The following is a 21957-nucleotide window of genomic DNA, read 5'->3' as shown; positions in this document are numbered from 1 at the left end:
ACCGGCTCAGATCGGGTACACCGGTTCACCTTGACCTTAGACCTGCCGCAAGCCGCCGTCGACGCACAGTTCGGCACCGGCGATGTAGCTCGCCTCATCGCTCAACAAGAACAAGGCGGCCGCAGCCACTTCTGACGGCCGCGCCATTCGCCCCATCGGGATCGGAGCGACAAGTGCCGCACGCGTGTCTTCCGGAACCGCGGCCATCATTTCCGTATCCGTTGGACCCGGAGCAACAACGTTGACGCGTATACCTTTGGGCGCGAGTTCTGCCGTCCAGGTTCGAGCATAAGAACGGACGGCTGCCTTGGTGGCGGCATAGGTTCCGTACGAAGAATAGCCCGCGTTATCGGCGATGGATCCGACGAGGACGACCGCCCCGCCTCCCGTCATCACGGGGAGAGCCGCCTGCAGGCCGAAAACCATTCCGCGGACGTTGACGCCGAAGTGGCGGTCGAAGTGGTCTGGCGTTATTTCGGCTATTTGCGCAGGCTCGGAGAGGCCTGCATTCAAGACGAGCGCGTCAATACGGCCGCATGCCTGTCGCACTTTTTCGACAGCCTCCACCATATCTTCGGGCACACTGGCATCGGCGGCAATGGCGACCGCGTCATGGCCGATACCCTTGGCCGCCTTCTCGGCATCTTCACTTCTACGACTGGTGATGAAGACCTTCGCCCCTTCCGCAAAAAGCCGCTCTGCAATCGCCAGGCCTATACCCTTGGCGCCGCCGACGACCAGGGCAACCTTGTTACTCATTCGAGCCATCGTGAATCCTTTCAATTGATGGTCTCGCCATGATATACGCCGGATATCTGGTATCAATTACGCACCTAGAGTAGCCTAGATATGGATGAGTATACCGACCTGGAAGCTCTTTCTCATTGCGCCCTTGGCGAGATGGCGCGGGTTCGCCCGGTGCTCGACAAGATCGCTGACAAATGGACGATCCTGATCCTGATAGTGATCTGTCCCAAACCCTCGCGCTTCAACGAGATCAAGCGGCGTCTCGATGGGATTACGCACAAGGCTCTCGCCGACGCTTTGAAGAGGCTTGAGCGGAACGGCCTTGTGACGAGGACCGTACTCCCGACGCAGCCGATTGGCGTGGAATATGCAATCACTCCACTCGGCCATTCACTGCGGGGTCCGTTTGAAGCCCTGTGTTCATGGGCAGCCGCCAATGGCGACAAAGTCGAAACAGCCACGCTGCGCTATGACAACACGGGAAGTCGTCGCTGACGATGTTGATATAACCGCTCCCGGCGCTAAGCGGCCATAGCAGGCAGTCGAATCGCGCGGGCCTGGGAACGATCGCTCGCGGCCGGCAAATACTGCTGGATTGGCCCAAACGAGCAAAACGAGCCGCGGCTGTTTTTCGACAATTAGACGATGCCGACGACCCGCATCCTCCTGCTGGCCTGGTCAATCACGACGCAGGACAACCGTTTCCGAAGGCATAGACGAAGGCGGGAAAATCGGCTCCATGACGATGGATTTTTCCAGGGTCGCACGATGATTCGCCGCTTGCTGTCCTTCGCTTTGCTTTCCGTCTTACTTCCCGCCGCCCCTGCCCTCGCGCGGGATGCCGGCATCGGCACGGGCGCATCGAGGATGCCCGCAGCGGTGACGGTACCTGCAGCATACGCATGGCCCAGCTTAGCCCCTCTATCGCCGTGGTCGACAACGATGCCTGCGGCGGCCTGAACTCACTTTCACCGGCCTTTATCTCAAGCAATGATCAGAGAAAAAGACATGTTCCGTTCCAGCCTGAGCGCCGCGCTTCTGCTTGCAGCCGCCACCGGTTCCGCCTTCGCCGCCAACGGCGTCTGCCGCGGCTTCAATCTCCAGAACGACCTTGCCGCCATCAGCCTCTACGAGGTCGCCGAGAGCGGGCGCACCTTCTTCATCAAGGGTCCGACCAGCCAGCGCGAAAGCTGCCCGTCCCTCTCGCCGGCCTGCCGGCAGCGCTCCTTCCTGGTCGAGGGCGACAAGGTGGTGGTGAACGAGATCGAGGGCGATTTCGCCTGCGCCAACTATGTCGACCGCAAGGGCACCGACATTGCGAGCTGGCTGCCGCTTTCGTCGCTCTCGCGGGTCCAGGTCCAGCCGCGCTGGGACGGACGCTGGAGCACCTATGACGGGCGCTCGGTCATCACCATCAAGACCACTGGCGGCGGGCGCATGTTCGTGCGCGGCCATGCCACCTACGACACCGGCTCCTACGTCAATACGGGTGAGTTCGAGGTCGAGGGCGACGCCAACGAGCGGGAGTTTGCCTTCGGCTATTATGGCGGCCAGCAGATAGGGTACGAAGAGGCCAATGCGGGCCCCAAACGCTGCGCGGCCCGCATGGCCCAGCTCGGCCCCTATATCGCGGTGATCGACAACGACGCCTGCGGCGGCGAGAACGTGCGCTTCACGGGGCTCTATTCGCGGCAATAGTCACAACAGATGCTCCTAATCCTGCCGGCCGTGGAGAATACGCACAATCAGGATGCCGGATCCGTCGAGCACATAGACGATGACGTGTGCCTGGTGGAAATGGACACGGACCGGGGGGGCGGAATTCCGTCCGTTCCCGGGCGATCAAGGGCTGTGAAGCCAAATTATCGAGACAGCGCTGCAGGTCGGCTTGATAGCGTTCAGCCTGCAGCAAGCCGAACATCGCAACGCCATGCAGATAGAGCCTGACGATATCGGTGTCAGCCTGCCGAGATAAGCGATAGGTCAAGCTTTGTGACCGATGCCGGCACGAGAACGAGCATCCGCAATGATGTCTTCGAAGCTGCGTGGGCTAATACCACTTTCCAGCCCTTCATCGATCAGACGCTGCAACCGCTCGATACCGCTTTGGCGTTCCTGATCCCTCCGGATGAGATCACGCACGTAATCGCTGGCATTGCCAAATCGGCCGGTTTGGGTCTGTTGCTCGACCCAATCCTTCATACCGTCAGGCAGCGATACATTCATGGTAGCCATGATATCTCCTTTGCAGAGATAATGAGATTAATGGCAAAGATTGCCAAGTTCAGTCGAACTCGGAGCGCCAAGGGAGGTGCTACATCCGGGTGCACGGGCATCTTGCCCGTTCTTGGAATCACGACGTTCGGGGAAGGAAAGAACGGGCATCGCGACATACATGTCGCTGAAATGCCCGTGCACCCTGTGTAGTTGGAATGTGTCAGGATGGGTGCGGGCGAGAGACCGTGTGCACCCTGTGTAGTTGGAATGTGTCAGGATGGGTGCGGGCGAGAGACCGTGTGCACCCCGGCCCGTTAAGGCCGTTTTCCGGCTTGGTCCTCGCCCGCGTTCGAGTACCCAACCTGAACAGTTGATCGAGGCCGCACCACCGGACCTCGTAGCACAGGGATAGGCGCGATGATCATACACCCTGGCTTCATCGGGATCGATGTCTCCAAACACCATCTCGACATTTTCAATGCCACCACCCAGCATGTCGAGCGCATCGACAACACCCCACAGGCGATCACCTCGACTTTCGAGCGCTTGCGAGCCGATCCAATCAAGCTCGTCGCCTTCGAAGCGACCGGGCCTTATGATGGGCCGTTGCGTACGGCTCTGGCCAGCCTGCAACTGTCCCTTGTCCGCATCAATCCGGCCCGTGCCCGCGACTTTGCCAAGTCCATCGGCCTGCTGGCCAAGACCGACGCCATCGACGCCCGCATGCTCGCCGCCATGGCCCAGTGCCTCAACCTGCAAGCCGACCCTGCCGATGATCCCCACCGCCAGCAACTGGCCTTGCTGCACAAGCGCCGCGACCAGTTCGTCGCCACCCGCAAGCAGGAACTGACGCGCCTGGCTCAAGCCGACATGGCCCAGATCCGCGACAGCCTCCTGGACCATCTCGCCTGGCTGGAGGCCGCCATTGCCAGCCTCGACCAGCATATCACTCGCCTCATTGCCCGCCATGACAGCCTTGAGCAAAGGCGCCAACTCATGTGCTCCACTCCAGGCATCGGCAAGGTCATTTCCACGACCCTGCTGGCTCTCCTGCCCGAACTTGGCCAACGCTCGCCCAAGACCATCGCCGCCTTGGCAGGCCTGGCTCCCTTCAATCGCGATAGCGGCCTCATGCGCGGCACACGCAAAGTCATCGGCGGCAGACGACGCGTGCGCCAGGCCCTCTACATGGCTGCTGTTTCAGCCAGCCGATCCAAATCCAACTTCGCCCAAACTTATCGCGCACTGCGACAAGCCGGAAAGCCGCCCAAACTGGCTCTCATCGCCTTGGCCCGAAAGATCCTCATCACTCTCAATGCAATCTTGCGCGATCAGGCCCCGTTCAAGGCCTGACACTCGCTCAACTACAGTTGCCGGGATTTTCCTACCCCCGCATCCTCAGCCCCTTGGGGTCGAACAGCGGTTCGGGCGCTACCCTGGCGGGGCGGCGGTCGCCGATGATCTCGACCTCGTAGGGGGCCGAGGCGTCGAAGGCGGCGGCCTCTACATAGCCGAGCGCCACCGAGGCCTTGGCATGGTGGGCGTAGCCGCCGGAGGTGACCCAGCCCACCACCTTGCCATCGAGCCAAATCGGCTCGTCGCCGATGACGTCGGCGTCGAGGGCGTCGACCACGAAGGTGGCGAGGCGCCGCCTGGGGCCCTCGTCCCGGGCGCGCAGCAATGCATCGCGTCCGATAAAATCGCTCTTCTGGGTCGAGACGAAGCGCTCCAGCCCGGCTTCCCAGGGCGTATAGATCGGGCGGTATTCGCGCGACCAGGAGCCGAAGCTCTTTTCCAGCCGCAGCGAGTTGAGGGCCCGGCCCCCGAACAGCCGGATGCCGAGGCCGGCTCCTTCCTGCATCAGAAGGTCGAACAAAGCACGCTGGTGCTCGGGCTTGACCCAGATCTCGTAGCCGAGGTCGCCCGTATAGGTGACGCGCCCGATCAAGGCGGGAAGGATGCCGACATTGAAGCGCCCCACCGCCATGAAAGGGAAGGCTTCCTTCGTCAGGTCGGCGTCGACGAGCCGGGCGAGCAGTTCGCGCGACTTCGGGCCGGCGATCTGCAGGCCGACGAGGTCGAGGCCGTGGGCGCGCAGAGTGACGCCGGCCTCGGGCAGATGCGCCTGGAACCAGCGCATGTGATATTGCTCGGCCAGCCCGGAGCCGAAGATCATGAAGCGGTCATCCGCCTCGCGCGCCAGGGTGAAGTCGCCGATCAGCATGCCGTTCTCGTTCAGCATGGGCGTCAAGACCATGCGTCCCCTGGCGGGCAGGCGGTTGGGCAGGATGGTGTCGAGCCAGGCCTCCGCGCCCTTGCCGGAGATCTCGTATTTGGCGAAATTCGAGATCTCCAGGAGGCCGACGCCCTCGCGCACCGCGGCGCTCTCGGCGGCGACATGCGGGAAATCGTTGGAGCGCCGGAAGGAGAACTCGTCCCTGGCCTCGGCCCTGGAGGGCGCGAACCAGAGGGCGTGCTCCAGACCGTTCATGTCGCCGAAAACGGCGTTGTGGCTCTCCAGCCGGTCATAGACGGGCGTGGTGCGGAAGGGGCGGGCTGCGGGCAGTTCCTCATTGGGGAAGCGGATGCGGAAGCGGCGGGCATAGTTCTCGCGCACCTTGGCGTTGGTGTGGGAGAGCGTGGTCCAGTCGCCATAGCGGGCGACGTCCATGCCCCAGACGTCGAAGCCGGGATCGCCATGCACCATCCAGTTGGACAGCGCGAGGCCAACGCCGCCGCCCTGGGAGAAGCCCGCCATCACGCCGCAGGCCACCCAGTAGTTGCGCAGGCCCCTGATCGGGCCGACCAGCGGGTTGCCGTCGGGCGCGAAGGTGAAGGGGCCGTTGATGACGCGGCGGATGCCGGCATTCTCGAAGGCCGGGAAATGCCGGAAGCCGACTTCCAGCGACGGGGCGATGCGGTCGAGATCGGGTTCGAGCAGGTTCTGGCCGAAATCCCAGGGGGTCTCCTTCTCCGACCAGGGCTTGCAGGCCTGCTCATAGGTGCCGAGCAGCATGCCGCCGCGCTCCTGGCGCATATAGATCTCGCCCTCGAAATCGAGCGCGGTGATCACCTCCTTGCCGGTGGCGGCGTTGATCTCGGCGACCTCCGGCATGTCCTCGGTGAGGAAATACATGTGCTCCATGGCGAGCACGGGCAGTTCCAGGCCGACCATGCGGCCGCATTCGCGCGCCCAGAGGCCGCCGCAGTTCACCACATGCTCGGCCTGGATGCTGCCGTGCTCGGTGATGACGTCCCAGCTGCCGTCCTCGCGCTGGGCCATGTCGACGACGCGGTTACGCAGCACGATCTCGGCGCCGAGGATCTTGGCCGATTTCGCATAGGCATGGGTGGTGCCATAGGGGTCGAGATGCCCCTCCAGCGGATCATACATCGCGCCGGCGAACTGCTTCTCGTCGATCAGAGGCATCAGCTTCTTGGCTTCGGCGGCCGAGATGATCTCGGTATGCATGCCGAGATACCGGCCCTTGGCATGTGCCATCTTCAGCCAGTCCATGCGCTCCTTAGTGCCGGCCAACATGACGCCGCCGGTGAGGTGCAGGCCGCAGGACTGGCCGGAGAGCGCCTCGATCTCACGGTAGAGCTCCACCGTATATTGCTGCAGCTTGGCGACGTTGGGATCGCCGTTGAGCGTATGGAAACCGCCCGCCGCGTGCCAGGTCGAGCCCGCCGTCAGCTCCGCACGCTCGATCAGGGTGATATCCGTCCAGCCAGCCTTGGCGAGATGGTAGAGCACCGAGCAACCGACGACGCCACCGCCGATGACGAGGACACGGGTGTGGGATTTCATGGCGAGTCCTATGAGCTATTGGGGGGCGGGTCTTCAGACCCGGCATTCTTGAAACGTCGCGGAAGCAGGATAGGAGAGCCGGGTCTGAAGACCCGCTCCCCCAAACTTCAAAAATCCGTGGGCGCGCCGCCCTCTTCCTTGCGCTTGGCCACGAAGGCGGCGAGTTCCTCGCGGATGGCCGGATCCATCGGCGGCTCCTCATAGGCGGCAAGGCGCTCCTTGTAGAGCCGGTTGGCGCGATCATAGCCGGTGGGCGAGCCTGCCTCCTGCCAAGTCTCGTAATTGCGCCAGTCGGAGATCATTGGGGCGAAGAAGGCGTTGCGGTAGCGGGCCTGGGTATGGGCGCAGCCGAAGAAATGCCCGCCGGGCCCGACCTCGCGCACCGCTTCCAACGCCAGTTCGTCGTCATTGACCTGGAAGGGCATCAGGAAGTGGGTGATCATGTCGAGCAGGTCGGCATCGATCACCATCTTCTCGAAGCTCGCATGCAGCCCGCCTTCCATCCAGCCGGCGCCATGCATCAGCAGGTTGACGCCGCCCATCACCGCGCCCCACAGCGAGAACACGCTCTCATAGGCAGCCTGCACGTCGATGGTGTTGGCAGCGCAGGTGTTGGAGGAGCGGTAGGGCAGGCTGTAGCGGCGGGCGAGCTGGCCGCCGACCAGCGCCGCCTTCATCTGCTCGGGCGTGCCGAAGGCCGGCGCGCCGGTCTTCATGTCGACATTGGAAGTGAAGCCGCCATAGGCGAAGGGCGAGCCCGGTCGCACGGACTGGGCCAGCACCAGCCCGGCGAGCGCCTCGGCATTCTGCTGGGCCACGGCGCCGGCAATCGTCACCGGCGCCATGGCGCCCGCCAGGGTGAAGGGGGTGAGCACGGTGACCTGGTTGCGGCGCGCCATCTGGATCACGCCCTCCATCATCGGCGTATCCAGCCGCAGCGGCGAGGAGGAATTGATGATGGTGAAGAGCGAGGGTTCGCGCTCCAGCGTTTCCTGGTCGATTCCGCGGGCGATGCGCGCCATCTCGATGGCATCGAGATTGCGCTCGCGGCCGAGTGAATAGGCGTGGATGGGCTTGTCCGACAGGGTCAGCATGTCCCAGAGCGCGTCGAGATGGCGCACGGAGGCATGGATATCGGCCGGCTCGACCGGATAGCCGCCCCACAGATGGATGCTGTCGAGCGTATGCCCGAGCCGGATGAGGTTCTGGTAGTCCTGGCGGTTGCCGGGCCGGCGGCCGCCTTCGCGATCGGCGACATTGGGCGCACTCGCCACGGAGCAGAAGGCGAGATGATCGCCACCGAGCACGACGCTACGCGCGGGATTGCGCGCATGCAGGGTGAAACTCTGCGGCGCGAGGCCGATCTTGGCCTCCACCAGGCCGCGGGGAAAACGCACCCTGTCGGAACCGGGGTCGACCTCGGCGCCCTCAGCCTTCAGGATGGCTTTGGCCTCCGCATGCAGCACGTCGAGGCCGATCTCCTCCAGGATCTGCAGCGAGGCGAGATGGATGGCCTCGAGCTGGTCGGCCGAAACGGCATTGACGGCCGGAAACGGGCGCCGGGGCTGGGGCCTCGAGGCCGGGGCAGCGCCGCCGGCACGCTGGCGCTCCTCCCGGCCGCGGCGGCGCGGCCGCTCCGAGGTTTCGAGCGAAAGTTCCATCGGGCTTTGCATGGCAGGCCGTTCCCCTGTCCGAAGAGCACGGGCCTGTCATCTCCGGCCGAGCCCTTTATGGGCGAGGGGAAGGGGATCCAGGGGCCACGAGGCATTTTGGGCTCCTGGATCCCGCTCACAAGCAAAGCTTGTGAGGATACCCGAGGCCTGCGGCCTCGCCGGGGATGACAGCACTCTTCGATTCACGAATTCGAAGAGAGCCTAGCGCGCACCCGGACCCGCCGCCACGGCGAAACGGCGCTATCGTTTTTTTGGATCGGGCCATCGAATAAAGGCGCACACGGCGCACCGAGGGCAGAGGTAGTGTTGGTGGGCCGATCTCCAGATCGGCCCGTACCTCGCCCATCAGGGTCGATCTGGAGATCGACCCACCGAAAGACAATCCATGTCCCGCTACCAGCTCTCTCATCTGCCACGCATCACCGGAGGGCCGGGGGCCCGGGAACTCGCCGGCGAGCTTACGGCCGCCCGGCTCGGCGCGGGCGCGCAGGTGCTGCTGGTCGCCGATCCCGGGCTGAAGGCGACGGGCCTGATCGATGACGTCGAGGCCTCGCTACGCAAGGCCGGGCTCGGCGTCTCCGTCTTCTCCGATTTCGGCGGCGATCCCACCATCGCCTCGGCCGATGCCGCGGCCGCCCAGGCGCGGCGCACCAAGGCCAAGGCGGTTGTGTCGCTGGGCGGCGGCTCCGCCCTCGATCTCGGCAAGGTGGTGGCCGCCGTCGCGACCACGGCCGCGACGGCGCGGCGCTCGGCCGAGGACTATGAATTGTGCAAGCGCCCCTTCCCGCGCAAGCGTCTGGTCTCGCTGGTCATTCCCACCACCTCCGGCACCGGCTCGGAATGCACCCGCACCGCCATTCTCACCCGCTCGGACAAAGCCAAGGTCTGGCTCTGGGGCGAGGAACTCAAGCCGGACGAGGTGATCCTCGATCCGGAAACCACGCTCTCTTTGCCGCCGGTGCTGACGGCCTGGACCGGCATCGACGCCCTCGTCCACGCGCTGGAGGCCACCACCAACGGCAACGCCACGCCGGCCAACAATGTCTATGCGCATGAAGCGATCCGCCTCGCCGTCGCCAACCTGCCCGATGCCGTCGGCAAGGGCAGCGACCTCGCCGCCCGCGAGGGACTGCAGCGCGCCGCGGCGCTGGCGGGCATCGCCATCGACAATTGCGGCACCGCCGTCGCCCACAATATCGGCCATGCGCTGGGTTCCCTCCGCCCCGTGCAGCACGGCCGCTCGGTGGCGCTCGGCATGATCGCCACGCTCGACTGGAACATCGCGGGCGATGACGGGCGCTTCGCCGCCGCCGCGCGGGCGATGGGGCTGACATCGGCCGCGGACCTGCCGACCGCCTTCGAGAAACTGGTGCGCGCCATCGGCATCAAGGTCTCGCTCGCCGACGAGTTCGAGGGCATCAGCGCCACGCGGCTCGCCGAGCAGATGGCCCGGCCCGAGAATGCCGCGATGCGCGCCTCCAACCGCCGCACGATCGAGGAGGCCGACCTCATCCGCTTCGCCGAACGCGTGCTGACGCAGGTTTAGTTCTGGGATCGCCGGCATCTTGCCGGCTCTTCCTTTCCCCACGCTCTTCGTTTCCAAGAGCCGGCTGAAAGCCGGCGGTCCCAGGAATATCCCATGCTCACCACCCCCCTCACCCGCTCCGACTGGGAAGCCAAGGCCGCGGCCATCGAGCCGGAAGGCCGCGCCTTCATCGACGGCCGCTATGTCCCCGCCCTCTCCGGCAAGACCTTCGCCAAGGCCTCGCCGATCGACGGAAGGATGATCGCCGAGGTCGCCGATTGCGGCGCCGATGATATCGAGGCCGCGGTAAAGGCCGCCCGGGCCGCTTTCGAGGATGGGCGCTGGCGCCTGAAGCCGCCGGCCGAGAAGAAGCGCATCCTCCTGCGCTTGGCCGAACTGATCCGGGCCGATCTCGAGCATCTGGCCCTGCTCGAAACCCTCGACGTCGGCAAGGTCATTTCCAATTCGCTCAGCGTCGACGTACCCTTCTGCGCCGATTGCATCCAGTATTATGCCGAGTTCGCCGACAAGAGCTTCGACGAGGTCGCGCCGACCGGGCCTAACGACCTCGCCATCGTCAGGCGCGAGCCGCTCGGGGTGATCGGCGCCATCGTGCCCTGGAACTACCCGCTGATCATCACAGCCTGGAAGATCGGCCCGGCCCTGGTGGCCGGCAACTCGGTGGTGCTGAAGCCGGCCGAGCAGTCACCGCTCTCGGCGCTGCGCCTCGGCGAACTCGCCCGGCAGGCCGGCCTGCCCGACGGCGTGCTCAACGTGGTGCCCGGCTTCGGCGAGAAGGCCGGCAAGCCGCTGGCGCTGCATCCCGACGTCGACATGATCTCCTTCACCGGTTCCACCGAGGTTGGCAAGCTGATGCTGCGCTATGCCGGCGAGAGCAACATGAAGCGCGTGGCGCTGGAATGCGGCGGCAAGAGCCCGCATGTCGTGCTCGCCGATGCCGATCTCGACGCGGCCGCTTCGGGCATCGCCTGGGGCATCTATTACAATCAGGGCGAGACCTGCCATGCCGGCTCGCGGGTGATCGCCCACGCCTCGATCAAGGACGAACTGGTCCGCAGGATCGGCGAGGTCGCGGCCACGCAGATTCCCCTCGGCCACCCGCTCGATCCCGCAGCCCAGATGGGCGCCCTGGTCGAAAAGGACCATATGGAGCGCGTGCTCTCCTATATCGACATCGGTCGGCAGGAAGGCGCCGTCGTCGCCCGAGGCGGCAACCGCGTGATGGCGGAAACCGGCGGCTATTACGTCGAGGCCACCATCCTTGACGGGGTCCGGCCGGAGCACCGCGTCGCCCGCGAGGAAATCTTCGGGCCGGTCGTAGCGGTCACCGCCTTCACCGACGAGAGCGAGGCGCTGGGCATGGCCAATGATTCCATCTACGGTCTCGCCGCCGCGGTGTGGACCAAGGACATGAACGCCGCACACCGCCTCACCAGCGGCATCCGCGCCGGCACCGTGTGGGTGAACTGCTTCGACCGCTCCTCGCTGGCCACGCCCTTCGGCGGCTTCCGCCAATCCGGCTTCGGCCGCGACCGCTCCCCCCACGCCATCGAGAAGTACACGGACTTCAAGACGGTGTGGACGGCGTATTCCTGAATCCCGGGTGCGCGGACGTCACAGCGACATGCTCGCATGTCGCGACGTCCGCATCTCCCATCCGGCTCCCGCAACGGTTCCAAGAGCGGACGAGACGTCCGCGCACCCGGGAAACACCCTCATGAAAATCACCGGCATCGAGATCACCCATCATCGCCTGCCCCTCGACCCGCCCTTCCATGCAAGCTGGGATTCCAAGCCCCGCACCGCCTTCGACGCCACCATTGTCAGGGTCGCCACCGACGAGGGCCTCACCGGCTATGGCTCGGGCGACACCATGACGGGCTTCGAGGGCCATGAGCGCTTCTTCATCGGGCAGGACCCGATGGCGATCGAGCGCCATTACCGCATCCTCTCCAACATCCAGTTCCATTACGGCCGCTGCTGGCCGTTGGACCTGGCGCTGTGGGACCTTGCCGGCAAGATCACCGGGCAGCCGGTGTGGAAGCTGCTCGGCGGCCTGTCCAACAAGGTCGCCGCCTATGCCTCCTCCGGCACGCTGCGCAAGCCCGAGGAACTCGCCGACGCGGCCGAGGCCTATCTGGGCCAAGGCTTCAAGGCGCTGAAGATCCGCTTTCATCGCGGCGACTGGCGGGCCGACATCAAGGCGCTGGAGGCGGTGCGGGCCCGTGTCGGCAGCCGGCTCGACCTGATGGTCGACTGCAACCAGGGCTGGCGCATGTCCTGGGACGCCTATGCGCCCTGGACGCTCAAGGATGCCATCCCCGTCGCGCGCGAGCTCGAACGGCTCGGTGTCTACTGGATGGAGGAGCCGCTGCACCGCTCCGACCGGGAAGGCATGCGGCGCCTGCGCGAAATGGTCGACATCCGCATCGCCGGCGGCGAGATGACGCGCGAGCTCTACGAATTCCGCGACCTCATCCGCGACGGCTGCCTGGACGTGCTGCAGCCCGACGCCGCCCTGGTCGGCGGCATCACGGGCCTTCGCCGGGTCGCGGCGATGGCGGCCGAGAACAATCTCATCTTCACGCCGCATACCTGGACCAACGGCATGGGCGTTGCCGCCAACTGCCACCTGACCGCCGGCCTCGCCGACGCGCCTTTCGTGGAATTCCCCTATGATCCGCCGGAATGGAGCCTGCCGCGCCGCGACTTCATGATGGCCGAGCCCCTGGCGGTGGATGGTGAGGGCATGATCACGCTGAGCGATCAGCCCGGCATGGGCTACGCGCTGGACGAAACGATGCTGGCGAAGACGCGGGTCGGCTGAGGCTTCCGCCGAAAAACGGCCCTTGATTCCGTCGGGCAGCGCCGCCCCTCCTGTGCCATCTGCCCGCAAGAGCGGGGCGAGGAGGGCATCGGCGTCGGGCTTCATGCGGAGATCGACTCATCTCGCCCAACCGTCGAGCGGGACGCAGTGCGGCAAGGAGATACACAACATTTGCGTCCCCTGGCCCCGCTCTTGCGGGGAGAGGATAGAGGTGAGGGGCTATGCCACCGACCAGACAGCTCCTGTTGCCGCGTGCCCCCGCTCCTACCGCCCCCGGTGCCGCGACAGTACAAGCGTGGCTCGCGCCCTGATGCCGGGAAAGCGGGTGTTCACCCCGCTCCAGCGCCAGAACAGCCGGTTGCCGCGCCGCCAGGCCGTCACCGTGCCGCCATCGATGCAGGTGCCGCGGCCATAGCGGATATGCTCGCGGTAGCGTGCGATGGCGCCATGCTGGCTGCGCCGGATCAGCACCCCGCCGCAATGCAGGCTGGGATAGTCGATGCGGGCATTGCCATGGCTGTCGAAGACCAGATGGATGCGCCAGCGGCTGGGCGGCGCGCCACGCTCGCTCTGCACGCCGGTGCCGACCCAGGCAAGATGGCGCTTGGCCGGCGGCGCGGCGGCGACTGCCGGAACCGTCGCGGCGGCGAACAGGAGAAGGAGGACGAGGCGCAGCATGGTCTTCATCATCCTTGCCTAGCCAGCTCCATCGACCTTAGCAAGGTGGTGTCGGCTGAGGTCGCGATGAGGCAGTAACAGTTCGCTGAATGACCAAACCGTTTGTGCGATGCGCTCTGTCATCTCCGGCGCCGCCGCAGGCGGCGGGAAGGGGGCCAGGGGCCGTAAATACGATCTTTAGCCCCTGGATTCCACTCACAAGCAAAGCTTGTGAGGATACCTCGCCCTCTCTCGCTTCGCTCACGAGAAGCTCGGCCGGGAATGACGGCGCGCTTGTTCTTGAACGGTCTCGAAGGCAGTGCGCCTCTAGGTCACCTTCGACCACCGATGGCTCAGCGCCTGCGCTCAGGCCGTCCTCAGCCGTGCCGCCCGCGCCTCCCACCAGACCAGGCCGAGGCTAGCGGCGACGATCAGGGCCGCGCCAGCGAAGACGTGGGGCTTGGGAATATCCTGCCACAGGAGATAGCCATAGATGAAGGCCCAGACCAGGCCGGTATATTCCACCGGCGCCAGCGCCGAGGCCGGCGCGTAGCGATAGCCCTCGTAGAGCAGGTACTGGGCGACGCCGGAGACGAGGCCGAGGCCGAGCATCAGGGCCCAGCCCATGGCGTCCGGCATCTTCCAGATGAAGGGCAGCGCCGCCCCGCACACCAGCACGAACAGGCCCGATGTGGCGATCATCTGGTTGGCCGTGCTCTCGGAACGGTTGATCAGGCGGATCAGCACCGTGCCCCAGGCCCAGCAGAAGGCGGCGAACAGCACCATCGCCGCCGGCAGGAAGTCGGGCCGGCCCGACGGGTCGGCCGCGACGATCACGCCGAGGAAACCGGCGATCACGGCAAGCCAGCGCGCGATCCCGACCTTCTCCTTCAGGATCAGGATGGAAAGCACCACCGCCATCACCGGCGCGCCGAAATACATGGTGGTGAGATCGGCCAGGCCCAGATAGCGCGAGGCATTATAGAAACTCAGCCAGGCCACCAGCAAAAGCAGGCCGCGCGAGGTCAGCGCCCATTTGTTGCGGCTCCGCCAGATCGGCGGCTGGCCCTGCCGCCGGGCGATCGTCATGCCTACGAGGAGGATGACGACCGAGCGCAGGAACAGGATCTGTGGCACCTCGTAGCTCGCCACCAGCCATTTGACGGCCGCATCCTGGATGGCGAACAGGCAATAGCCGATCGAGGCTAGCGCAATGCCGGTCAGCGGGCGTGAATCGGGGGGAGCAAGGGGAGGCATGAAGGGGTACGCGGCGGCGCGACGGGGCCGATAGGCTGGCTATATCATCCCTATCGCGGAGTCGCGACGAAAGAGTTGCCTTCAAACGCCATAACAGGCGCCGTTCATGTCGCGTTCAAGACAGGGCGAATAAAGGAACCGGATGATGACTGAGCGTATGATCCGCCAAATCGTTTTGCGATTTGGTGGAGGCGTGTCGCATCGCAACGGCGCGTCGAAGAAGAGCCGGAGCAAAGAAGCGTTTCCGTCTAAACGCGCTTTGCTCCCGGGGTCGGCATGAACCACAGGGTCGGAAATCATGGACAGGCGCTGGCTGCCGCTGAACGCTTTGCGGGCCTTCGAGGCGGTGGGGCGGCAGGGTAGTTTCACAGGCGCCGCCCAAAGCCTGCTGGTCTCCCAAAGCGCCGTCAGCCGCCATGTCATTGGCCTGGAAGACTTCCTCGGCGTGCCGCTGTTCGACCGCAAGCCGCCGCAGCCGGCGCTGACCGAAGCGGGCAAACGTCTGCTGCCCGTGGTGGAGAAGGCCTTCGAGCGCATCGACACCACGCTGGAGGAGATCATGCGCGAGCGGGGCGAGCCGCAGCGCTCCCTGCGGGTGCTGCTGCCGACGACCTTCGCCCAACGCCTGGCCGTGCCGATCCTGCGTCATTTCCGGGCCGAATTCCCCGACCTCAAGCTCGACATCGACTCCCGCCCGGTGCCGGGCACTGCCGAACGCGAGGCCGACGTCGCCGTGATCTACACCCCGCCCCGGGTGGCCCCGCAGGTGCTCGACCTGCTCTGGATGGTGAAGCTGACCATCCTGTGCCATCCCGACGTCGCCGCGCGGGCCAAGGGAACCGACATCGCCGGTTTCCTGGCCGCCAACGATCTCCTCCACGTCAAGCTCGACAGCCGCCCCCCTGCCTTCCTGTGGCAGAATTTCGCCCGGGCCGCCCATGTCGCCCCGGGGCAGCTCGATCGCGGCCTGGTCTTCGATACCGCCCAGCTCGCCGTGCAATATGCGCTGTCCGGCGAAGGCCTGGCGCTGGTCGATCCCGTGCTGTTCGAGGACGAAATCCGGGCCGGCCGCCTGGTGAGGCCCTATGACATCCATGTCGACGACGGCTATGGCTATTACCTCTCCATCCATCCCGACGACCTCGACCGGCCGGAGATCGCCCTGTTCCGCTCCTGGCTGATCCGCCGCTTCTCGCGCCCGCCCTTCCTCGAGGAGGCCGCGGCGCCGGCCACCTGAGCCCTCGTCCACCACCCCGCTCCGACAACACTCTCCTGCCACGAGTTCGCTGCCTTGCGTTCCTCCTACGCCTCCATCGCCGCCCTGCTGGTCGCCGTCGCCGGCGTGCTGGCCGGCAATGGCGTGCTCACCACGCTGTTGCCGGTGCGCGCCGAGCTCGAACATTTTCCGGCACTGGCCATCAGCCTGATGGGCTCGGCCTATTTCGGCGGCATGCTCGCCGGAGCCTTCCTGACGCCGCGCCTGGTGCAACGCTTCGGCCACATCAAGGCCTTCGGCCTGTCCTCGATCTGCGGGGCGGTGATGATCCTGGTCGCCGGCACCCTGGTCGAGCCGCATGCCTGGGTGGTCATCGGTTTCCTGCGCGGCTTCTTCCTGGCCGGCATCTACGCCATTGTGGAGAGCTATCTGCAGGGCAAGGCGGAGAACCGTATCCGCGGACGCCTGCTCGGGCTCTACTCCATCACCCAATATGGCGGCTGGGCCATCGGCAACCAGTTCATGCGCCTGGGCGATCCCGCCGCCTTCACCATTTTCGGCATCGCCGCGGCCGTGGTGATCGTCTGCCTGGCGCCGCTCCTGCTGATCGAGGACGGCCCGCCTCCCAAGGGCAGCCGCCGGGCCGGCATGCGCCTTCTCTGGCTGCTGCGCACCACGCCGGTCGGCTTCGTCTGCGCCACGCTGATCGGCTTTGCCAATGGCCCGTTCTGGTCTCTGACCCCCGTCTACGCCACCAAGCTCGGCATGGACGGGGTCCAGACCGGCACGCTAATCTCGGCCATCACTTTGGGCTCGGCCGCCTTCCAGTTCCCGGTCGGACGGCTGTCCGACGCCTTCGACCGTCGCAAGGTGCTGATCGGCCTCACCACCCTCACCGCTTTGGTCGAGATCGGCATCTACTGGTCGGGCAAGCTCCTGGTCGGCTGGCCCTTCGTGATCACAGGCTTCGTGCTGGGCGGCATCATCTCGACGCAATATTATGCAAGCTCGGCCTATACCAACGACATCACCGGCCGCGACAATGCCGTCGGCGTCGCCTCGGCCCTGCTGTTCCTCTATTGCATCGGCGCCGTGCTCGGCCCGGTCACGGCCTACGCCATCATGCAATGGCTCGGCGATCCCGGCCTCTACCTCCACAATGCCGGCATTCACGCCGCCATGGCGGTGTTCATTCTGCTCCGGGTGCTGAGGAGCCCGGGGTCGGACAGGGCCGGCACGACCTCAATGGCTAACCAATGACCCGCTTTACGAACCTGGCGGCGACAACTTGTGAAAGGAACCAGCCAAAAGCCCCAACAAAAAAGGCGAGTATATAGAGCGTAATGGCGCCCTCAAAAGCAATCGGCTTCTTTAGATTAAAAATCAATAACATTAAGCCAGCGCTGCAAGATTGAAAGACAAGCGCAAGCTTTACTTCAATATATTTCGATTTAAAAATAAATATATTTCCAAATCTCCACATTAAAACTCCAATAAACAATATCGCTATTAATAGAAATACAACCTTCTCAATCGCAAAAAATAGATCACCTTTGTCTGTTACATAATAGCACAAAGCAAAACAAAACCATACGCACAAAGAATACCAGAGGACCGTGACCGCTATTCCTACCCATATAATAAATTTCTCTTTCGAAAAAAACATTGCTGCCCCCTACCAATGCGCCGCCACCGCCGCGCAGCCGATCAGACCGGGCGTGGGATGGGTGATCAGCCGGATCGGGATCTCGCGCAGGAATTTCTCCAGCGGGCTCTTGGCCTCGAAGGCGGCCCGGAAGGCGGCCTCGTCCATCAGCGGCGAGAGCTTCTGCACCACCCCGCCATAGAGGAAGACGCCGCCCTTGGCCGCGAACATCAGGCCAACATCGCCGGAAAAGCGGGCGAGATAGTCGAAGAACAGATGGGTGGCTTCCACCGCCACCGGATCTGTGCCGGCCACCGCCGCCGTGCCGATCTCGGCGGCGCTGCGCTCGGCGGGATGGCCCGCAAGGGCCGCAAGGGCTGCATCGATACGCTGCAGGCCTGGGCCCGACAGCACATGCTCGCCCGAGACGCGGCCGATCTTGCCGCGGATGAGCTCATGCGCTTTGGCCCACGCCCCGGCGGGTGCGCCGATCTCGGCATGGCCACCCTCGGAGGGCACGGCGATCCAGCGCGAGCCGCCGCGCACCAGCGCACCGACGCCCAGCCCCGTGCCCGGTCCGAGCACGGCCATGTTGCCGCCGGCCACGCCGCCGGTGACACTGCCGATCACCGTGGTGTCGGCCTGCGCCAGATGCGGCAAGGCATGGGCGACCGCCTCGAAATCATTGATCACGTCGAGGCGGGCAAAACGCAGCTCGGCCGCCAGGGTCGGTGGATTGAACAGCCAGCTCTGCCGGTTGGTCGGCCCGACCATCTCCCCCGCTACCGGCCCCGCGATGGCGACGACTCCGGCATTCGGCCGTTCGCCGACATCGGCGATATAGGCTTCGATCGCCTCCCGGAAGGTGGGATACCGCTTGTTCTCGTAATGCCGCTCGCTGCGATAATCGGTGCGGCCCTGAACGACGAGGGCAAACCGGCTGTTGGTGCCGCCGATGTCGCCCAGCAAGGTCAGGTTTGTCATGAGAATCTCGTCATCTTGGCTTCCAACGCATCGAAAATGCCGGTGAAATCTGGGGTCTCGTCTGCACCTTTTCGCGGTGGGGAATAGCTCCTCGGCAACACCTTCCGTAAGGCACATGCGTCATTAACATAGCCCTTCGGCTTGACGTCAACCTTCACTTCATTGCTTGCTCAGTCTTTTCGAAAGAGCGCGGACAGCCACACTCTTGCGGCTAAGCCTCTTGCCGGGTCCGCGCAGCATATCTGATCTCGGTATTGTACGCCCTGGGACGCCATTCCTCTCCCGAGCGATTCCCATCCATAGAAACAAAAAAGACCCAGCCGATTGGCTGGGTCCTCGTTTAATTCGTTTAGAGTCCGATTTAGAAAACACGCTTAAGGCGGATGCCAGCCTGCCACGCATTGACGCTGTCGTTCTGGAGAGCAAGAGTCTCCGCGTCCGTGTCATACACGAGACCGTTCTTGACCTTGCCGTGAGTATAGGCCACTTCAGCTCCAATCGTCAGTCCCTTGACGATCGTATACGTTAAGTTACCTGCAATCGTGTATTCCTGAACCTTTGTATCGACACCCGCGCCAAGAATATTCTCGGACTTTGTATCGATATAGCTGCCGACGAGATTGGCATTCAGGACAGGGGTGATATTGCCACCGAGTTCGGCGACGATCGACCAACCCTTGGCCCGATCAACAACAGCCAAGCCGGCAGGGGTGGTACCCGTGATAAAGAGATCACCCGGCGAACGGCCAAAGAAACTGTTTCCGGCACCCAAGTAGTCAGTAGCGCCATCGGCGTACTGACCTTCAACGATGAAATGGCCGCCATCAATAAAGGGGAGCTTAATCAGGCCGGTAGCGCCGACCGCATAGCCCCACTTATTGGAACGATCCAGCCCCAAGGTCTGAGTGTTGGTCGGATCGTTCGGATCAGTAATCGTTACAGATTCCGCCGTCCGGGACTGGTGGGCGGCAGCCTGGACCGCCACCGAACCCCACGATTGGTCCCAACGCAGCTGGGCGACGACGTCCGGAATCTGCTGCCCACCGCGAAGGCTGGTGGTCGGAAGGCCGCTGGCGCCAAACCCGCTATCCAGCGCATGGTCGCGCCCGTCTTCGATCGACAGCGTAGCACTGAAACCGCCGCCAAACTGAGCCGTATAGGCGATCAGGTTGACCGTATTCGACTCGGCGTAATAAGGCGCCCATATAGTATTGCCGTAATCGTTGTCGTAGAAGCCGAAGAACGAATGGGCATAACCAGCGGTCAAGCCGCCAAACTGGATGAAGGCCTTATCGACGGAGAACGTGTTGGAATTGTAAACTGCGCCACGACCTTGATTGCTGATCTTATGCGAGTCGGCATTAATTTGGAAGTAGGAGCGCAGCAGACCCCATTCGGTCTCGGTGCGGGCATCGAACCAGATGCGGCCTTGGGTGTTGAAGGCAGACCGATCGTCGTTGCGGCTGAAGCCGTTGCCGCCGAAGACGCGGTAATCGGCGCGGATTTCACCCCCGATCTTGAGGCAGGTGTCGGAGCCGGGGATATAGAAGAAGCCGGGACCGAAAGCCGAGCAGACCTTCACATATTCAACGGCTTCGCCCTTGGTCATGGGCAGATCGGCGGCCTGGGCAGCGCCAAAGGCGACAATACCAGCAGCTGCGCCAAGGAGAGCTGAGCTCAATTTCATTAGAGACCCCCTAGGGAGAGTTATGCGGCCAAGAGCCAGCATTCTGAATTGGCGTCGACGAACCCAGCCGGTTGTACATGCTTGTATCTGCAAGGTGCGATGACCGTTTAATCTTTATATACACGGTAAAATTGTACAAGCCAGGAACAGGGTGGCTCCGTCGATTTGCCGTCGAGTGTCACGAAATTGCCACACTACGGCATTCGAAGGGCAAGTTGGCTTGCCAGAGATTGTCAATGTGGTAGTAATATACTGCGCAGGGAAGCGAGACCCATGCGATCTTGTAAAGCGCCCGGATTGGTTGCGATCTCCGCCAATCCGGGTTCCTTTTTGGATGCACTGCGGACATCCACAACCAATTCAATTATGTTATCGGCCGACGTCTAGAGCGATTGCAGTTATTGCAAGCTTACAACGTATCGTCTAAAGTTCGATCGGCAGCGGGCTTCGATAATTTGCGCAATCTATAGATCCGCTTCTGTACTCACGGCCTTGGCGAACATGTGACGACGATCTAGAGCATGTTGTGCCCTGTTCGCTCATTTTAGCTCGGTTCTGGAATTCTTATGCTTGTATGGCTTCGACCGAAGCAAGGTTTATTCTCTTGGTCCGCGCGCTCTGTTATGCCAAGGTCGGAGGCAGGGTGATGGCCGCTCTAAGTGGATTTCAAGCCCTCCGTACCAAGATGTAGCGCCTGCTTTCCCTACGTCAAAGCCCTTTGAAGGGCCGAACCCGGATCAATCCGGCTGCCCCTCGTGCTGCCGCCAGGCCGGCCCGACCACGGGATGAGCCTGCAGGGCCTTGTACAGGGTGCGCAAGGCCGGCAAAGCGCGCGCGGGGCCATGCCAGCCAGCGATCATGGCGGCATAGACATCGACGATGGTGACGGTGTCGCCGAGCAGGAAAGGGCCGGCTATCTCCTTGGCGAGCAGGGTGAAGATGCGGTCGGAATCCCGCCTGCCCGCTTCGGCGACCGCCATCCTGGCCGCCTCGCCGGCATCGGCGGTGTAGCGATCGGCGTAGTAGGTGCGCAAAGCCGCCGGATAGGCGTTGGTTGCCAGGAACATCAGCCAGCGCAGCGAGACGGCACGCGCTGTCGAGCCGGCGGCCGGCAACAGGCCCGCCCCGGCGGAGGCCTCGTCGATGGTGAGCAGGATTGCCGCCGTCTCCGTCAGCACCGTGCCGCTGGGCAGGATCACCGCCGGGATCTGCGCGGCGGGATTGATGGCGAGGAAATCAGGCGCCTGCTGCTCGCCCTTGTCGGTATCGATCAGGACGCGCTCAGGCGTGATCCCCGCCCAGGCGAAGGCGACGTCGACGACCAGGGAGCCGGTGCCGGGACACCAATAGTGCCGCCATTGCCGCATCGCATCCTCCTCCCGAGTCCGACGATTTGCCGTTTATTGTTAGGCTGGATTCGTGGCCATTGCGAGTTCTTCCACGTCACGGGACTGGCGGAACTCGCAATGGCAGCCAGGTTCGGCACAAATGAGACGCGACGAAACCTCCGGTTCCCCGCGTCAGAACGCCTTGAGGATTTCCTCGACCATTTTCTTGGCGTCGCCGAAGAGCATCATGGTGTTGTCCTTGAAGAAGAGCTCGTTCTCGACGCCGGCATAGCCCGAACCCATGCCGCGCTTGATGAAGAGGACGGTCTTTGCCTTCTCGACATCGAGGATGGGCATGCCGA

Annotated in this window: 19 protein-coding genes and 1 pseudogene; 8 read left to right on the top strand and 12 right to left on the bottom strand. The window is 63.9% G+C overall.

What is annotated here, in order from left to right; genetic code table 11:
- Positions 1–36 precede the first annotated feature (36 nt).
- Positions 37–768 (bottom strand): SDR family NAD(P)-dependent oxidoreductase, encoded by a 732-nt coding sequence (locus C5L14_RS20700; RefSeq protein ID WP_105863979.1) that lies wholly within the window; start codon positions 766–768, stop codon positions 37–39.
- 81 nt (positions 769–849) lie between these two features.
- On the opposite strand from C5L14_RS20700, the gene C5L14_RS20695 reads away from it, so the two are divergent.
- Positions 850–1242 (top strand): winged helix-turn-helix transcriptional regulator, encoded by a 393-nt coding sequence (locus tag C5L14_RS20695; RefSeq protein ID WP_105863978.1) that lies wholly within the window; start codon positions 850–852, stop codon positions 1240–1242.
- 513 nt (positions 1243–1755) lie between these two features.
- A complete protein-coding gene (locus C5L14_RS20690) occupies positions 1756–2445 on the top strand; it encodes a hypothetical protein (protein WP_105863977.1) in 690 nt (229 codons plus the stop codon).
- A gap of 15 nt (positions 2446–2460) precedes the next feature.
- Here C5L14_RS20690 and C5L14_RS30845 read toward each other — a convergent pair.
- Positions 2461–2529: pseudogene (locus tag C5L14_RS30845) on the bottom strand (type II toxin-antitoxin system RelE/ParE family toxin); the annotation flags it as partial.
- Between the two features lie 201 nt (positions 2530–2730).
- The gene (locus tag C5L14_RS20680; protein WP_105863976.1) at positions 2731–2982 is read right to left on the bottom strand and encodes a type II toxin-antitoxin system ParD family antitoxin; all 252 of its coding nucleotides are present in this window, start codon (positions 2980–2982) and stop codon (positions 2731–2733) included.
- 399 nt (positions 2983–3381) lie between these two features.
- On the opposite strand from C5L14_RS20680, the gene C5L14_RS20675 reads away from it, so the two are divergent.
- Positions 3382–4317: an IS110 family transposase gene (locus tag C5L14_RS20675; protein ID WP_146126830.1), complete on the top strand. Its 936-nt coding sequence runs from the start codon at positions 3382–3384 to the stop codon at positions 4315–4317.
- Positions 4318–4348: 31 nt separating this feature from the next.
- Here C5L14_RS20675 and C5L14_RS20670 read toward each other — a convergent pair whose 3' ends face one another.
- Both C5L14_RS20670 and C5L14_RS20665 read right to left on the bottom strand, forming a co-directional pair.
- Positions 4349–6775, bottom strand: a complete 2427-nt coding sequence (locus C5L14_RS20670) for a GcvT family protein (RefSeq protein WP_105863975.1) — start codon at positions 6773–6775, stop codon at positions 4349–4351.
- A gap of 107 nt (positions 6776–6882) precedes the next feature.
- Entirely contained in the window at positions 6883–8436 is a 1554-nt protein-coding gene (locus C5L14_RS20665; RefSeq protein WP_105863974.1) for a trimethylamine methyltransferase family protein, read from the bottom strand.
- Between the two features lie 397 nt (positions 8437–8833).
- Between C5L14_RS20665 and C5L14_RS20660 the strand changes: the two genes are divergently transcribed.
- The 3 genes from C5L14_RS20660 to C5L14_RS20650 all read left to right on the top strand — a co-directional run bounded on the left by C5L14_RS20660 (position 8834) and on the right by C5L14_RS20650 (position 12821).
- Positions 8834–9994 carry an iron-containing alcohol dehydrogenase gene (locus C5L14_RS20660; protein ID WP_105863973.1) on the top strand — a complete coding sequence of 387 codons (1161 nt, stop codon included), beginning with the start codon at positions 8834–8836 and terminating at the stop codon, positions 9992–9994.
- A gap of 93 nt (positions 9995–10087) precedes the next feature.
- On the top strand, positions 10088–11590 hold the full coding sequence (locus C5L14_RS20655; RefSeq protein WP_105863972.1) for an aldehyde dehydrogenase: 1503 nt from the start codon (positions 10088–10090) through the stop codon (positions 11588–11590).
- A 121-nt stretch (positions 11591–11711) separates the two neighbouring features.
- Positions 11712–12821 (top strand): mandelate racemase/muconate lactonizing enzyme family protein, encoded by a 1110-nt coding sequence (locus tag C5L14_RS20650; protein WP_105863971.1) that lies wholly within the window; start codon positions 11712–11714, stop codon positions 12819–12821.
- Between the two features lie 264 nt (positions 12822–13085).
- Here the strand turns inward: C5L14_RS20650 and C5L14_RS20645 are convergent, their stop codons facing one another.
- Together C5L14_RS20645 and C5L14_RS20640 are read right to left on the bottom strand one after the other, a co-directional pair.
- Positions 13086–13499 carry a hypothetical protein gene (locus C5L14_RS20645; protein WP_146126980.1) on the bottom strand — a complete coding sequence of 138 codons (414 nt, stop codon included), beginning with the start codon at positions 13497–13499 and terminating at the stop codon, positions 13086–13088.
- A gap of 345 nt (positions 13500–13844) precedes the next feature.
- On the bottom strand, positions 13845–14735 hold the full coding sequence (locus C5L14_RS20640) for a DMT family transporter (protein ID WP_105863969.1): 891 nt from the start codon (positions 14733–14735) through the stop codon (positions 13845–13847).
- A 298-nt stretch (positions 14736–15033) separates the two neighbouring features.
- Between C5L14_RS20640 and C5L14_RS20635 the strand changes: the two genes are divergently transcribed.
- Positions 15034–15972 carry a LysR substrate-binding domain-containing protein gene (locus tag C5L14_RS20635; protein WP_105863968.1) on the top strand — a complete coding sequence of 313 codons (939 nt, stop codon included), beginning with the start codon at positions 15034–15036 and terminating at the stop codon, positions 15970–15972.
- A 54-nt stretch (positions 15973–16026) separates the two neighbouring features.
- A complete protein-coding gene (locus C5L14_RS20630; protein WP_105863967.1) occupies positions 16027–17211 on the top strand; it encodes an MFS transporter in 1185 nt (394 codons plus the stop codon).
- Here the strand turns inward: C5L14_RS20630 and C5L14_RS30035 are convergent.
- The 5 genes from C5L14_RS30035 to C5L14_RS20605 all read right to left on the bottom strand — a co-directional run.
- Positions 17201–17617 (bottom strand): hypothetical protein, encoded by a 417-nt coding sequence (locus tag C5L14_RS30035; protein WP_146126979.1) that lies wholly within the window; start codon positions 17615–17617, stop codon positions 17201–17203. The genes C5L14_RS20630 and C5L14_RS30035 overlap by 11 nt on opposite strands.
- Positions 17618–17626: 9 nt before the next feature.
- The gene (locus C5L14_RS20620; RefSeq protein ID WP_181161268.1) at positions 17627–18580 is read right to left on the bottom strand and encodes a glucokinase; all 954 of its coding nucleotides are present in this window, start codon (positions 18578–18580) and stop codon (positions 17627–17629) included.
- A gap of 361 nt (positions 18581–18941) precedes the next feature.
- A complete protein-coding gene (locus tag C5L14_RS20615; protein ID WP_181161267.1) occupies positions 18942–20267 on the bottom strand; it encodes a porin in 1326 nt (441 codons plus the stop codon).
- A 737-nt stretch (positions 20268–21004) separates the two neighbouring features.
- Positions 21005–21634 (bottom strand): glutathione S-transferase family protein, encoded by a 630-nt coding sequence (locus C5L14_RS20610; protein WP_105863963.1) that lies wholly within the window; start codon positions 21632–21634, stop codon positions 21005–21007.
- A gap of 153 nt (positions 21635–21787) precedes the next feature.
- Positions 21788–21957: NAD(P)(+) transhydrogenase (Re/Si-specific) subunit beta (locus tag C5L14_RS20605; protein ID WP_146126978.1), on the bottom strand; the 170-nt coding region annotated here is incomplete at its 5' end.

The sequence above is a fragment of the Labrys okinawensis genome (assembly GCF_002982075.1).
Classification (GTDB): domain Bacteria; phylum Pseudomonadota; class Alphaproteobacteria; order Rhizobiales; family Labraceae; genus Labrys; species Labrys okinawensis_A.
The sequence above is the reverse complement of the archived record's forward strand: the minus strand, read 5'-3'. Positions and strand labels throughout refer to the sequence as shown.

What these genes read in the sequence shown, in the direction of transcription:
- C5L14_RS20695 (WP_105863978.1), top strand. Translation starts at nt 850, where the DNA reads ATGGATGAGTATACCGACCTGGAAGCTCTTTCTCATTGCGCCCTTGGC.
- C5L14_RS20640 (WP_105863969.1), bottom strand. Translation starts at nt 14,735, where the DNA reads ATGCCTCCCCTTGCTCCCCCCGATTCACGCCCGCTGACCGGCATTGCG.
- C5L14_RS20610 (WP_105863963.1), bottom strand. Translation starts at nt 21,634, where the DNA reads ATGCGGCAATGGCGGCACTATTGGTGTCCCGGCACCGGCTCCCTGGTC.
- C5L14_RS20615 (WP_181161267.1), bottom strand. Translation starts at nt 20,267, where the DNA reads ATGAAATTGAGCTCAGCTCTCCTTGGCGCAGCTGCTGGTATTGTCGCC.
- C5L14_RS20665 (WP_105863974.1), bottom strand. Translation starts at nt 8,436, where the DNA reads ATGGAACTTTCGCTCGAAACCTCGGAGCGGCCGCGCCGCCGCGGCCGG.
- C5L14_RS20645 (WP_146126980.1), bottom strand. Translation starts at nt 13,499, where the DNA reads ATGCTGCGCCTCGTCCTCCTTCTCCTGTTCGCCGCCGCGACGGTTCCG.
- C5L14_RS20620 (WP_181161268.1), bottom strand. Translation starts at nt 18,580, where the DNA reads ATGACAAACCTGACCTTGCTGGGCGACATCGGCGGCACCAACAGCCGG.
- C5L14_RS20635 (WP_105863968.1), top strand. Translation starts at nt 15,034, where the DNA reads ATGGACAGGCGCTGGCTGCCGCTGAACGCTTTGCGGGCCTTCGAGGCG.
- C5L14_RS20655 (WP_105863972.1), top strand. Translation starts at nt 10,088, where the DNA reads ATGCTCACCACCCCCCTCACCCGCTCCGACTGGGAAGCCAAGGCCGCG.
- C5L14_RS30035 (WP_146126979.1), bottom strand. Translation starts at nt 17,617, where the DNA reads ATGTTTTTTTCGAAAGAGAAATTTATTATATGGGTAGGAATAGCGGTC.
- C5L14_RS20680 (WP_105863976.1), bottom strand. Translation starts at nt 2,982, where the DNA reads ATGGCTACCATGAATGTATCGCTGCCTGACGGTATGAAGGATTGGGTC.
- C5L14_RS20650 (WP_105863971.1), top strand. Translation starts at nt 11,712, where the DNA reads ATGAAAATCACCGGCATCGAGATCACCCATCATCGCCTGCCCCTCGAC.
- C5L14_RS20660 (WP_105863973.1), top strand. Translation starts at nt 8,834, where the DNA reads ATGTCCCGCTACCAGCTCTCTCATCTGCCACGCATCACCGGAGGGCCG.
- C5L14_RS20670 (WP_105863975.1), bottom strand. Translation starts at nt 6,775, where the DNA reads ATGAAATCCCACACCCGTGTCCTCGTCATCGGCGGTGGCGTCGTCGGT.
- C5L14_RS20690 (WP_105863977.1), top strand. Translation starts at nt 1,756, where the DNA reads ATGTTCCGTTCCAGCCTGAGCGCCGCGCTTCTGCTTGCAGCCGCCACC.
- C5L14_RS20675 (WP_146126830.1), top strand. Translation starts at nt 3,382, where the DNA reads ATGATCATACACCCTGGCTTCATCGGGATCGATGTCTCCAAACACCAT.
- C5L14_RS20700 (WP_105863979.1), bottom strand. Translation starts at nt 768, where the DNA reads ATGGCTCGAATGAGTAACAAGGTTGCCCTGGTCGTCGGCGGCGCCAAG.